Below are 13,925 nucleotides of genomic sequence, written 5' to 3' on the forward strand. Positions count from 1 at the left end.
CATCCTGAATAATTAGTTATTTGTAGACTCTTTCTGGACAGCCCCCCTTCGCGTCCCATATAGTGAAACCCTGTGCAATCAACCAGAAAAACTATGACAACTCACCTTAAGTATGCAAGCTTGGCACTTGCAATTGGTTTATTCGGCTGCTCTGAGCAACCAACAACAAGCACTGATAAACCAAACGCTGAAAGCAATGAAGCCGTAAACATTGCCAATGTACGCTCACATATTAAAACCCTCGCCTCTGATGAATTCTTAGGCCGTGGCCCTTTAACTGAAGGCGAAACACTAACCATTAACTATTTAGCCGACGAGTATAAAAAACTCGGCTTAAGCGGTAGTTTTAATGGCGAGTTTTTACAGCCAGTTACCATGGCAAAACTCACTCCAGATCAAAACATGACCTTACAAGTGGGTGATTTAAGCTTTAATGCTGGCAGTGATTTTACCGCCCGTACCCAACAAATTAACCCTGAAATCAACATTGATGGCTCTGATGTTGTGTTTGTTGGCTATGGTATTAATGCACCTGAATATAATTGGGATGACTTTGCAGATATTGATGTAAAAGACAAAACAATTATCGTGCTTGTTAATGATCCTGGTTTTGCCACCCAAGACGACACGCTTTTCACCGGTAATGCTATGACCTACTACGGTCGTTGGACTTACAAATATGAAGAAGGTGCTCGCCAAGGTGCAAAAGCAGTATTTATCGTTCACGAAACTGCTCCTGCCGCATACCCTTGGGGCGTTGTAGAAAGCTCGAACACGGGTAGCAAATATACCTTAATCGACCAAGATAAGAATGCTTCTGACATCCCTGTAATGGGTTGGATTGATGAGCAAGCGGCAAATGAAATTTTTGCTCAAGCTGGCCTTGATTATCAAACTGAAAAAGCCAACGCACTAAAAGCTGACTTTAAACCTGTCGACTTAAAAGCGAAAGCAGCGCTGACACTGAAAAGTGATATCTCTCAAGCGCAATCGCATAATGTTGTTGCAACGCTTAAAGGTAGCGAAACTCCTGATGAGTACATTGTAATTGGTGCGCACTGGGACCACTTTGGCACCAAGCAAACTGATGACGGTGTGAAAATCTACAATGGTGCTGTTGATAACGCATCAGGTAGCGCAGCAACGGTTGAAATAGCCCGTATTCTTACTGAAATGCATAAGAAAAAACCATTTAAACGCTCTATTATCTTTGCCAACTTTACGGCCGAAGAAACAGGGCTTATTGGCTCAGAACAATTCGCTACTGGCGAGATTGTACCAACCAAGCAAATGGTCGCGCTGCTTAATATTGATGGTATGAACGTGCTAGACGGCGTTGACTACATATTACAATACGGTAAAGGCATGTCTGAAATGGAAGACTACCTTGCAGATGCAGCGAAAGCACAAGGTCGTCATGTAAAAATGGACCCTCGTCCTCAAAATGGTTTGTTCTTCCGCTCTGATCACTTCTCGCTGGCTAAACAAGGCGTGCCTAGCTTATTATTTATGAGTTTAGGTGATACAGATCCTGATTACATCGCTCACAAATATCATAAAGAAGCTGATGACTATTCAGCAGATTGGTCTATGGGTGGTGTTGAGCAAGATATCGAGCTGATAGTTGATATTGCTGCCAAACTTGCTGATAACGGCGATTGGCCTAAGTGGAAAGTCGAGTCTGACTTCAAAGCTCGTCGCTTACAAGACAAGCAATAACCTTTGCTTAGATACAAAAAACCGAGCTAGTAGCTCGGTTTTTTACTGTCAGTTTTACTTATTACTCGTTAATTTTAGCCTTAAGTGATTGTGCTTCTTCTTGCACTTCCTCTGGGCCATTGGCAATAACATCTTCAATGGCTTGCAGCGCTGAGTCAAAGTCGTCTATTTCGATATATGCCCGCGCTAAGTCCAGTTTTGCTGAGTAACCACCACTTTCGGCATCAACATCAGTTGGGTTATCACCCGCTAGTAAGTCATTAAAATCACTCAGTCCTACATCCATATCAACCTCATCATAAGGTTCGTGGTCGAGTGCTTCATCGTCACTTTGTTCAAGTAATGAATCGATATCTACAAACTCATCCGTTGAAGTAGTTTGTTGCTCCTCGGCATCTAATGCCTGTACATCAGGTTCAACTGGCTGTTCGCTTTCACCCTGTAAGTCTTCATTTAATAGTGCATTAAAATCAACGTCGAATTCACTGGCATCAGCAATATCAGCTTCATCTGGCTCTGCTAATTCATTTAACAGCGCATCAAAGTCTGTTTGAGTAAGGTCAGCCATAAAATCATCATCGATTTCATCGTCTGAAAGCTCACTTAAATCAGCCTCGTCAGCTAAATTAGACTCGATATCAGCTAATGTTTGCTCAGCTTCTACGGCATCATCAAGCTCAATATCGTCCAATTCGAATTCAGGGAACTCTTCTAATTCGTCTTGGCTATCAGGCACCTCATCGTCAATTGGCGCTTCGCTCGTTAACTCTGTTGTGCCTTCAATCTGTGATTGATCCGATAAGTCATCCTCAGGGTCAAGAATATCATCTTCTGTAAATTCATTATCAAGCAAGATCTCATCATCAAAATCATCGTCTAGCTGATCAAGCTCATTACCCGTTGCTAATGAATTAGCAAGGTCTTGCTCTGCCTGACTTAACTGTAATGGTGCATCTTCATCTAACTCACCAGAAATGTCTTCATCAGACTCATCCAATTCAAAACCGGCTTCATCTAGCTCAAGCTCTGGATACTCTTCCAACTCTTGGCTAGGAGTCACCGTATCTTGCTGTAATGGCTCTTCGTCGGCGGTTAAATCAAATTCATCAGTTAGGTCTTCATCTGCTAGCGGATCATCGCCTAAATCAATTTCAACTTCTTCTATGTCTTGCTCTGGTTCATCTATTGACCAGTCTGGTGCTTCGACATAGTCATCTTCTTCACCAATTTCATTTAATAACTCATCGACACTTTTAAGTGACGGATCATCAAACTCGTCAAGGCTATCATCTTCATCTAATAGCTCATCGCTATCTTCATTAAACTCTTGATTAAGCGCTTCATCGATATCAACTTCGTCACTATCATCCGTATCATCAACCAACTCTGATGCAATCGATTCAACATTCATGTCATCAACCGCTTGATCAGCATCGGCTAAATCTTCTAGCGACTCTTGTAGATTCTCATCATGATCTGCACTGTCACTCTGTTCATGACTTAAATCTGATATCTGTGCTTCAGTGTCTTGCTTCAGCTCATTTGTTTGCTGAATAAGCTCTTCAAGCTCATCATCAACGTCAGAGTCCTGCTCATCACTAGCGTCTTCATCAAGTAATGAGTCAATATCTGCTACATCGAGTTCATCGTCTTGCTCAGCATTGTCATCAATATCTGAGCTACTTTCATTTGTTAACGCAGGCTCTTCTGACTCTGCATCAGCCTCATCAAGTAGTGAGTCGATTTCATCAGTATCAAACTCATCGCTTAAATCATCCGCAATAGGCTCTTCGGTAAGCTCTTCAACTGGTTCTTGTTCTGGCTCTTCCTGCGCTTCATCCAATAATGATTCGATGTCATCAACATCTAGTTCATCATCAAGCTCATCTTCGTCGATTAAATCGTCTGCACTAGGTTCATCAATTGACTCTTCAACCAGCTCTTCAGATTCAGGCTGTTCTTGAACTTCATCTAATAATGAGTCGATGTCATCGACATCTAAAGCATCATCAAGCTCTTCTTCGTCGATTAAATCGTCTGCACTAGGTTCTTCAATTGACTCTTCAACCAGCTCTTCAGATTCAGGCTGTTCTTGAACTTCATCTAATAATGAGTCGATGTCATCGATATCTAAAGCATCATCAAGCTCGTCTTCGTCGATTAAATCGTCTGCACTAGGTTCTTCTACAAGCTCTTCAGGCTGCTCTTCAAGAAGTTCTGCTTCAGGCTCTGCTTGTGTCTCATCTAGTAATGAATCAATATCATCAACATCTAGTTCATCATCAAGCTCGTCTTCGTCGATTAAATTGTCTGCGCTTGGTTCTTCTACAAGCTCTTCAGGCTGCTCCTCAACAAGCTCCGCTTCAGGCTCTTGCTCTGCTTGTGCCTCATCTAATAATGAGTCAATGTCATCAACATCTAGGGCATCATCAAGTTCGTCTTCGTCGATTAAATCGTCTGCGCTAGGTTCTTCTGCAAGCTCTTCAGGCTGCTCATCAACAAGCTCCGCTTCAGGCTCTTGCTCAGGCTGTGCCTCATCTAATAACGAGTCAATGTCATCAACATCAAGTTCATCACCGAGCTCTTCTTCGTCGATTAAATCGTCTGCGCTAGGTTCTTCTGCAAGCTCTTCAGCCTGCTCTTCAACAAGTTCCGCTTCAGGCTCTGCTTGTGCCTCATCTAGCAATGAATCAATGTCATCAACATCGAGGGCATCATCAAGCTCGTCTTCGTCGATTAAATCGTCTGCGCTAGGTTCTTCTGCAGGTTCTTCTTGAACTTCATCTAATAGTGAGTCAATGTCATCAACATCCAGCGCATCATCAAGATCATCGTTTTCCAATGCATCGTTAGCTTCAGCTACTGGCTCTTCTGTTTGTGCATCATCAATTAAGCTGTCAATATCGAAATCATCTTCATCGATGAGTTCATCCGCGCTTGGTTCTTCGGCTGGCGCTTCTTCTTGAGCTTCATCTAACAGCGAGTCAATGTCATCAACATCCAGCGCATCATCAAGATCATCGCTTTCTAATGCATCATTAGCTTCGGCTGCTGGCTCGTCTGTTTGCGCTTCATCAATTAAGCTGTCGATATCGAAATCATCTTCATCGATGAGTTCAGCTTCAACGTTAGTTGTTGAGGCATCATTATTTTCATCGAGTAAGTCATCAATATCGTCTAGGTTTACATCTTGATTAGAATCCGTGTTGTTTTGCTCATCAATTAAGCTATCAATGTCAAAATCATCTTCAGCGTCATCTTCTGCAAGCTCTTCACTAAGCGCTGCCATTTCATCATTGGCGTTATCTAACGAGTCATCTTCATCAGTATCAAATAGGTCATCAATGTCATCAGCACTTAAAATATCACCCGATGAATCTGCTGGAGACTGTTCGCTATCTAGGTCAATTTCATCACCTAAACTATCGTCATCGGTTTGATCGAAATCTTGCTGTAAAAATGCATCTAAATCATCATCGTCAGCACTACTTGAAGACTCATCATTAAACTCGATGTCATCACTTAATAAACCTTCTAGTTCATCTTGATTTAAAACACTGTCATCTTCATCAAAACTATCATCAATGCTGTCGTCAAAAATGATGTCATCATCTGGCAGCATGTCTTGGTCTAAGTCGTCATCTAACCGCACACTCAAGTCATCATTGTCTTCGACCGGATCAGGAACTAGCGGATCAGTTTCTATAATTGGTTCTAAATCATCATCAGCATTATAACTTGGGCTTTGTGGTAAAAATTCATCGTCATCGCTGGCATCTGTATCATCATTGGCGCTGTTACGTTTTTTCAAAAACATCACAACGGCTGCAATGATAAGTAATGCAGGAATAAACATTAAAGCACCGAGAACAAATGGGTTGCTCAGTAAACTCGAAAAACTAAACCCACTGTCCTCTTCAATCTTTTTTGCTTTTTGCTGCTCTATGATTTCATTTTGTTTAGTGATCAACTCTTTCAGTTGCTTTTGAATTTCACTGTCTTGGCCAAGTTGATCACGAACGGTTTCAAGCTCTTTAGAAATACCGCTCAGTTGCTTTTTGAGCTTGTTGTTCTCAGCTAAGATTTCTTCAACATTTTCAACCGACGATTTAAACTGCTTTTGTAACTCTACTAGCTGCGTGCCCTGCTCCGTTTTAATAGTGTTGATTTCTTGCTTAAGTTCTTGTTTTGCTTCGTCTACATCAACTTTACGGGCTTGAGTTACTTTCTTTTGCGATTCATTAATTTCAGCTGTAGTCAACGTGCCGTTTTTCTTTTTTTCCCACAGCTCATCATCTTGTTCAGAACGCGCTTTTGCTAATGTAGGGTTGACCGCACGCATTTCTGCAATGGTTGGAATTTTTAGGTATGCGCCATCACGCATATGATTTAGGTTTTGATCTAAAAATGACGATGGGTTTTTGTCATACAGAGCTTGCATGACCTGATAAATACTTACAGAGTTGTCAGGGCGAATTTTAGCGGCAATACGCCATAATGTATCGGTCGGTTTAATTGGACCAATAGAGCGCCCCTGCGCACCGTAATCGACACCTTTAGGGCCTTTAAGTGTGGTGCCTTCATCAGAGTATGTCGGTGTTACCACCAATGCAGACGCTAATATGAAGAGTGTTGCTAAACCGCGCATGCTGATCCTTTATGTTTTAAATGTTAACGCAGCAACCTTGGTTGCTTAAACATCAAGTAATTCTTGCAGAATTGATTCTTAATTATGTTTTCTTGCAAGCTCTATTCCAGCTGCAAACTATAACTTAGTTGCCTTGCAATATCTATTGCAACACCTTGATAGTAAATAGCTTAAATAATAGCGGCTGAGAGGCTTTTTTATTGTTATCGTTAAGTTTATACGCTTTTACAGCGTATGCGGCAATAATTTGGCAGTGAATTCACAAAAAAAGCGGCAAATTGCCGCTTTTCTTAAATTTAGCTCAGCCTAAATCATCAGATTTATAAATAATTTGCGATTAGCTCTTCAGCAATCTGCACACTATTTGTTGCCGCACCTTTGCGCGTATTATCGCTAACAACCCACATGTTTAAACCATGAGGATGCGAAATATCAGCACGTAAACGACCCACGTATACAGTATCGTTACCACTTGCATCTGATACTGCTGTTGGGTAATCGGCTAAGTCTTCAATAAACTCTACACCAGGTGCATCGTTTAATAGCTGCTTAACATGTTCGATATCTACTGGCATACGCGTTTCAATATTAATCGCTTCACTGTGGCCAAAGAACACGGGAACACGAACACAAGTAGGGTTAACCACAACACTGTTATCACCTAAGATTTTTTGTGTTTCGTTGACCATTTTCATTTCTTCGCGGGTATAACCGTTATCTTCAAAGCTATCGATTTGTGGTATCACATTAAAAGCAATTTGTTTAGGGAAAACGGCATTATCCATCGGACGCGCATTCATTAAGTTTGCTGTTTGCTTAGCTAGTTCATCAACGGCTTCTTTACCCGCACCCGATACAGCTTGATAAGTTGATACGTTAATGCGGTCAATGCCATAAGCATCATAAATTGGCTTTAGTGCCACCAGCATTTGAATCGTTGAACAGTTAGGGTTTGCAATGATGTTGCGGTTTCTGAAATCCGCTAAGCTTGATGCATTCACTTCAGGAATAATTAGTGGCACATCGTAGTCATTACGAAAGTGTGAGGTATTATCAACTACCACACAGCCTGCGTCCGCCGCAATCGGTGCGTATTTTTCAGAGACACTGCCGCCTGCTGAAAATAAACCAATGTGAGCTTGGCTAAAATCAAACTCTTCAACATCGATTACTTCAATGCTCTCACCGCGAAATTGAATTTCTTCACCAGCACTACGGCTGCTTGCGAGTAAAAATAATTGGTCTACCGGAAACTTACGATCTTCTAAAGTTTCGATAATCTGACGACCCACTAAACCTGTGGCACCTAATACGGCTACATTAAATTTTTGCGACATGTGTTTTCCTCTTTTGAATAAAGCAAATGGCTTTATTCGTTAATTCTAAATCCCAGTGCAGCTAATGCGCCTTCACATGCACTGTTGGCAGCCACCGACAAAGTACTAAACTCGCGTCGTGGCGGGTAATTCTTGCGTAAACTATCAAAGCCTTCGCTTGCTAATTTACTTCGTAAAATGCCATCGTCGCGACGCACATCATAAATTAAGTGCACTAAGCGACCTATATCGTCTTGGTTAAAGGTTTCACCAAGCGTGACAGAATGGCTAATTGGCTCTGGTAAAAAATCGTCCAGAGACTTAAGCGCTGCGATGCCTTCAAGCTCACATACTTGCTGATACAGCATTTGTGTACCGCGGGCTTTGCCTTCAAGTGTATGCCCTGCAATATGCACACTGGCATAACGTACATAATCAAGCAGAGGTGTCAGTATATTGGGTTCGTTTTCCCAAACATCAAGCACACAATCTAATTTTGCGCCTTGCTCAAACAATGCTAGCAATGCTTGGTTATCAATCACATCACCACGGCTTGCATTGATAATCGTCATACCCGGCTTAAGTGCTTTTAAGCGAGTTTCGTCTAGCATGTGCAAGGTTTTATGCGGACCTTGTTTAACCAATGGCACGTGAAAAGTCACAATATCGGCTTGGGCTAGTAATGTGTCTAACTCAATATGCTCTGCAAGCTCACCGGCTTCATGTTTTGGTGGATCACATAACAATACATTCATACCAAGCAGGCTAAGCTTATCACGTAAACAGCTACCTATACTGCCAACACCCACTATGCCGATGGTTTTACCTTGTAATGAACTGGCATTTTCTTGGCTCAAGGCATACAAGCAGCTAATAACATATTCAGCAACCGCCACGGCATTACAACCTGGTGCGCTGCTAAATGCGATATTTCGCTCAGCAAGTAACTCGGTATCAATGTGATCAACACCTATGGTTGCTGTGCCCACAAATTTTAATTTATCTGCTTGAGTGAGTAAGGCTTTATCTACATTGGTAACAGAGCGGGTTAACAAGATATCGACCCCGACTAGCTGCTCGGGTTGAAGATTACGGCCATCAAATAGCTCAACATCACCAAAATCGGCAAAGTACTGCTCAACCAATGGCATATTTTGATCTGCAAGAATTTTCATTTGTGTGTCCGAGAGGCAGAAAGTGGCGCTATTGTAGCGAATTTATCAGTATTCGGATAGGTAACAACTAAGACTTTATAACAAATGAAAAAGCCGAGCTATTGCTCGGCTTTAAGCAAATACTGGAGAGGTTTAACCTTTATATTTGCTCATTACTAATGTGGCGTTAGTGCCACCGAAACCGAAGCTGTTAGACATAACTGTATTTAGTACAACGTCTTTACGCTCAGTTACAATATTTAGACCTTCAGCTTGCTCATCTAGTTCATCAATGTTGATAGATGGAGCAACAAAGTTATGCTCAAGCATTAATAGCGAGAAGATTGCTTCATGAACGCCTGCCGCACCTAGAGCGTGACCTGTCATCGCTTTGGTTGCACTGATCATTGGCGAGTTACCACCAAATACTTCTTGAATAGCGCCAAGCTCTTTCACATCACCAACAGGTGTTGAAGTACCGTGAGTATTTAAGTAATCAATGCCGCCTTCAAGATCTTGCATTGCTTGCTTCATACAACGTACAGCGCCTTCACCTGATGGAGCTACCATGTCGTAGCCGTCAGACGTTGCACCGTAACCAGTGATTTCTGCATAAATGTGCGCGCCACGAGCCAGTGCATGCTCAAGTTCTTCAACAACAACGATACCGCCACCGCCAGAGATAACGAAACCGTCACGGTTTGCATCGTATGTACGTGATGCTTTCTCTGGTGTTTCATTGTACTTAGTAGACAATGCACCCATTGCATCGAATTCCATTGCTAGCGTCCAGTGAAGCTCTTCACCACCACCTGCAAAGATTACGTCTTGCTTGCCTAATTGAATTTGCTCAACCGCATGACCGATACAGTGTGCAGATGTCGCACATGCAGAGCTTAATGAGTAGTTAACACCTTTAATTTTAAATGGTGTTGCAAGACACGCCGAAGTCGTACTAGCCATAGTACGTGGTACCATGTAAGGACCAACACGTTTTACGCCTTTTTCACGTAAAATGTCAGCCGCTTCAACTTGCCATTTAGATGAACCACCACCTGAACCCACTAATAAACCAGTGCGCTCGTTTGAAACTTGATCTTCACTAAGGCCAGCATCTGCAATCGCTTGTGACATTGAGATATAAGCGTATGCAGCAGCATCGCCCATAAAGCGCATTGCTTTACGATCAACAAACTCTTTAACATCAATATCGATTTTGCCAGATACGTTACTACGTAGGTTGTAGTCAGCAAACTCTTGGTTGAACGCGATACCACTACGGCCTTGTTTTAATGATTCTAATACTTCTTCTTTGTTGTTACCGATGCTTGAAACAACACCGATGCCCGTAATAACGGCTCTTCTCATAGGTAATTACCTTAGCTCTATACTAAATTGTGTTCTATTTTACGCTGAAATTACTTTCGAAGTGGTCAGCTTTCTAGCGTACACATGTACTCTGAATGTCTAGCTTATAAATAACGCCAGACTATTTCAAAGAAAACACGTAAAATAATGAAAAAAGTTTGTAGTTAATTAGTTAAAGCATGATCAAAAACGCACATATTCATTTTAATCACCTTGGTACCCCTGTCGCCGATCAGTTTGACGATGTTTATTTCTCTAATGACGATGGCTTAGCCGAATCACATTATGTGTTTTATCAACAAAACCATATCCCGCAACGATTACAAAATCATGACCGTGACCACTTTGCAATTGCTGAAACAGGCTTTGGTACCGGGCTTAACTTTTTAAATACATGGCAGCACTTTGCTGCTCACCTTGATAGGCAGCATGCAGAGCAAGAAGTTCAAAATCAACCCGACCATAGTGGTAAAAAAAGCGTGACCCGCTTGCACTTTATCTCTTTTGAAAAATTTCCTATTAAGCGTGATGACCTTGCTCAAGCCCTCAAAGCCTGGCCTAGTTTAAGCAAGTATAGTGAGCAACTAATTACTCAATACCCAATTAATTTGGCCGGCTGTCATCGCCTTGAATTTGCAGGCGGCAAACTAATACTCGACCTTTATTTTGGTGACGTACAAAACAGTATTGATGCCATGAGCTACCCAAGTGAAGGAATTGTCGATGCGTGGTATTTAGACGGCTTTGCTCCGAGCAAAAACCCAGATATGTGGCAACAGAGTTTGTTCAACAAAATGCGTGCTATCTCAAGAGTAAATTCCACACTCGCCACTTTCACTGCCGCAGGCTTTGTCAGAAGAGGACTCATTGAAGCTGGCTTTAGCATGAGTAAAGCAAAAGGCTATGGTAAAAAGCGCGAAATGCTGATTGGCGAGCTCTCTGAGCCTAATGAGCAACAGTCAGGACCTGCCTATTTTGCTCATCAGCAAAGTGAACTGAGTAATGTTGCTGTTATTGGCGGTGGTATTGCCAGTAGCAGTGTACTGTATTCACTGGTAAAAAGAGGCCTAAAAGCCACGCTTTTTTGCCAAGACGAAGCGCTTGCCATGGGCGCTTCTCACAATGTACAAGGGGCTGTGTATCCGCATTTACAAGCGAAAAATTCACCACACAGTGAAATGTTCGCCCATAGTTTTTTATATGCGATGCGTCTATACCAACAATTACTTGATGATGGTTTTGACTACCCTCACCAGTGGTGTGGTGTATTACAGCACGCGGTTAAACAAGGCCTAGCTGATAAACATCAAAACCTTGCCGATAAAGCACTTTGGCCAGCAGAATTAATGCGTAATGTAAGCGCCGAAGAAGGTGACGAAATTGCCGGTGTGGATACTGGTTACTCAGGTGTATTCTTTGCAAAAGGTGGCTGGGTAAATCCACCAGCACTGGTTACAGCATTATTTAATGCGGCAAATTCGTTAAGTGCAACTACCAATAATAAAATGGACAGTCACTTTAATTGCCATATTGAAAAGCTCGAGAAAACCGCTGATGGCTGGTTACTACACAGCAAAGAGCAAACTTTCGGGCCATTTAGTGATGTGATTAATTGTGCAGGTGAACACAGTGACCAGTTTAGCCAAACTCAAGCGCTACCTATTGTTGGTGTGCGCGGCCAAGTCTCGCATGTGCAAGCAAGCGAGCAGTCAAAACGCCTAAAGACCGTGCTTTGCCATAAGGGCTATTTTACTCCTGAATATCAGGGCCATCATTGCATGGGCGCGACTTTTGAAAAAAACTCAAAAAGCCGTGAAGTTAAAGAGCAAGACAACCACACCAATCGCGAACAACTATTAAGTTTTTACACAAACAGCGAGTTTGCAACGACCTTAGGTGAGATAACTGCAGCGAAAGCAGCTGTAAGGTGTACCTTCATTGACCATTTACCTATGGCTGGTGAATGGGCTGAACAAAGTGATTATGTAAGTGCGTTTGCTAATTTAAGATTAGGTAAGCGTTATCAGTACCAAACGTTAACGAAACCTCAGCAAGGCTTGCATGTACTCACAGGCTTTGGTGCAAGAGGCCTGTGCAGTGCCCCCCTTTGTGCTGAAAATTTAATTGCTTGTTTAAACAATGAGCCAAGACCATTTAGCGAACGTGTGAGTCAGGCTATTCACCCCGCCCGCTTTATTGTTCGTGACCTAATTCGTAATAAAATTTAAAGGGGCTAAAAAGCCCCTTTTGATTGTTAATTACTTAATCGCTCAACTAGCTCTACGCGCCGGTTTAGCTGACGACCCAAATCATTTTTATTATTGGCAGCTGGCGCATAAGGGCCTACGCCATAACTAATTAAACGCGACTCTTTAATGCCATATTGACTCACGAGCGCTTTAACAACTGCTTTAGCTCGCTTAGATGACAGCCCTAAATTATATTCTGGGCTTCCTTTATCATCTGTATGACCAACAACGTACAAGTTTAAGCTGTTATTTTTATTTAAAACATCTGCAATCACTTTTAATGACTCTGCTGACTCTGGCTTAATGTCTGATTTATCATGATCAAAGTAAATGCCATAAATGGCTGCTTTACCTTTTTGCTCTAGTTGCTTTAACACTTGGTCCGGATTGGTTTTAACTAAATCGCCTTGTAAAGGCTCTGTTCGAATTATAACAAGCTGCACTCGCGAAGTGCCTTGGTAATTCCCAACAAAAAATGCGACATAGGTTGTTTGATTTTCTATGGTGCTTTTCATTAACTGATAGCGCGGCTGGCGATAATAGTTATAAACTTGTTTTACCGACAAGTGATCACCAAGTGCTTGTATAATCTTACGGTCGTCACCACATGCTTGACGCTCGCAACTAAAAACCGTTTCGAAGCCTTCTTTTGTTAAGGCAGACACATAGTTATGAAAGACCTTAAGGGTTGATACTTTTCTAATTTCATAAGTAATACGAGTGATATCACCTATCACATCTTCAACAGGTAGCGCTTTGTTTTTACGGTTGAATATTCCTGTTGGTAGTGAAAATTCTTCGTAATCAATTTGCTCGTAGTCTTCAATAAAACTACCAGGATAACGGCTAAGTAATGGATGATCGCTTGAGCCTCTAATATCGTCTTTAGGTGCTTTGGTAACTGGATTTGTTTGCTGTTTTGCAAAAGCAGCTGTATTGGCTTTTATCAGGTCTGTTTCAAGCTCTTTAATCGCAATTGAGCTATTCATAACACGCGTTTTACTGTTGTACTGGCCAACAAATAATGACACAGCAAACTCAGGCTTTTCACCTTTAGTGGCAAATAGATAATATGGCTTACGATGATAATTATAGAGCTGAAAGTAACCGACTTCCTCTGCAAAATCACTGCTGTCACCGCAAGCGTCTAGCTGACAAGAATAAACAATATTAAAGCCATCTGTGAGTAAAGCGTGTTTATAGTTTTCAAATACTTTGAGAGTGGCAACATTGTTTATTTCGTACAATGTGTGGGTTACATCGCCAATAAAGTCTGTGTAACTAAATCGCTCTGATGACTTTTTACTGCCATCAAACTGATTCATTAATTGTGTTTGTTCGCCACTGAGTTTAACCGACTTTTCAACGTCACTATTTGGATAAGGTGATATCCATTGATTAGCAGATACCGCGTTGCAAAATGCTAATGTTATCACCATCAAAAGATTAGAATATATTTTCACTTTAAGTC

Annotated in this window: 7 protein-coding genes; 2 read left to right on the forward strand and 5 right to left on the reverse strand. The window is 41.8% G+C overall.

Translation table 11 applies throughout. The features are described 5' to 3' along the window. Positions 1–93: 93 nt before the first annotated feature. The gene (locus tag J8Z28_RS11480) at positions 94–1,719 is read left to right on the forward strand and encodes a M28 family metallopeptidase (protein ID WP_250659453.1); all 1,626 of its coding nucleotides are present in this window, start codon (positions 94–96) and stop codon (positions 1,717–1,719) included. Between the two features lie 61 nt (positions 1,720–1,780). On the opposite strand, the gene J8Z28_RS11485 is transcribed toward J8Z28_RS11480, so the two are convergent. From J8Z28_RS11485 to fabB, 4 genes are all read right to left on the reverse strand, one after another. Continuing rightward, the gene (locus J8Z28_RS11485; protein WP_250659454.1) at positions 1,781–6,367 is read right to left on the reverse strand and encodes a FimV/HubP family polar landmark protein; all 4,587 of its coding nucleotides are present in this window, start codon (positions 6,365–6,367) and stop codon (positions 1,781–1,783) included. A 320-nt stretch (positions 6,368–6,687) separates the two neighbouring features. After that, complete coding sequence (locus tag J8Z28_RS11490; protein WP_250659455.1) at positions 6,688–7,704, reverse strand: aspartate-semialdehyde dehydrogenase; 1,017 nt, start codon at positions 7,702–7,704, stop codon at positions 6,688–6,690. Positions 7,705–7,736: 32 nt separating this feature from the next. Further along, the gene (locus J8Z28_RS11495; RefSeq protein WP_250659456.1) at positions 7,737–8,858 is read right to left on the reverse strand and encodes a 4-phosphoerythronate dehydrogenase; all 1,122 of its coding nucleotides are present in this window, start codon (positions 8,856–8,858) and stop codon (positions 7,737–7,739) included. Positions 8,859–8,990: 132 nt separating this feature from the next. Then, on the reverse strand, positions 8,991–10,205 hold the full coding sequence (fabB, locus tag J8Z28_RS11500; RefSeq protein WP_250659457.1) for a beta-ketoacyl-ACP synthase I: 1,215 nt from the start codon (positions 10,203–10,205) through the stop codon (positions 8,991–8,993). A 179-nt stretch (positions 10,206–10,384) separates the two neighbouring features. Here fabB and mnmC point away from each other — a divergent pair, with 179 nt between their 5' ends. Further along, the gene (mnmC, locus tag J8Z28_RS11505; RefSeq protein ID WP_250659458.1) at positions 10,385–12,433 is read left to right on the forward strand and encodes a bifunctional tRNA (5-methylaminomethyl-2-thiouridine)(34)-methyltransferase MnmC2/FAD-dependent 5-carboxymethylaminomethyl-2-thiouridine(34) oxidoreductase MnmC1; all 2,049 of its coding nucleotides are present in this window, start codon (positions 10,385–10,387) and stop codon (positions 12,431–12,433) included. A 26-nt stretch (positions 12,434–12,459) separates the two neighbouring features. Here mnmC and J8Z28_RS11510 read toward each other — a convergent pair whose 3' ends face one another. Beyond that, a complete protein-coding gene (locus J8Z28_RS11510) occupies positions 12,460–13,917 on the reverse strand; it encodes an OmpA family protein (protein ID WP_250659459.1) in 1,458 nt (485 codons plus the stop codon). Positions 13,918–13,925 lie beyond the last annotated feature (8 nt).

Origin of the sequence: Pseudoalteromonas sp. SCSIO 43088 (assembly GCF_023650795.1) — a bacterium.
GTDB lineage: Bacteria > Pseudomonadota > Gammaproteobacteria > Enterobacterales > Alteromonadaceae > Pseudoalteromonas > Pseudoalteromonas shioyasakiensis.

Excerpts from the sequence above, each read along its gene's own strand:
- J8Z28_RS11480 (WP_250659453.1), top strand. The coding sequence starts at position 94 with ATGACAACTCACCTTAAGTATGCAAGCTTGGCACTTGCAATTGGTTTA.
- J8Z28_RS11485 (WP_250659454.1), bottom strand. The coding sequence starts at position 6,367 with ATGCGCGGTTTAGCAACACTCTTCATATTAGCGTCTGCATTGGTGGTA.
- J8Z28_RS11490 (WP_250659455.1), bottom strand. The coding sequence starts at position 7,704 with ATGTCGCAAAAATTTAATGTAGCCGTATTAGGTGCCACAGGTTTAGTG.
- J8Z28_RS11495 (WP_250659456.1), bottom strand. The coding sequence starts at position 8,858 with ATGAAAATTCTTGCAGATCAAAATATGCCATTGGTTGAGCAGTACTTT.
- fabB (WP_250659457.1), bottom strand. The coding sequence starts at position 10,205 with ATGAGAAGAGCCGTTATTACGGGCATCGGTGTTGTTTCAAGCATCGGT.
- mnmC (WP_250659458.1), top strand. The coding sequence starts at position 10,385 with ATGATCAAAAACGCACATATTCATTTTAATCACCTTGGTACCCCTGTC.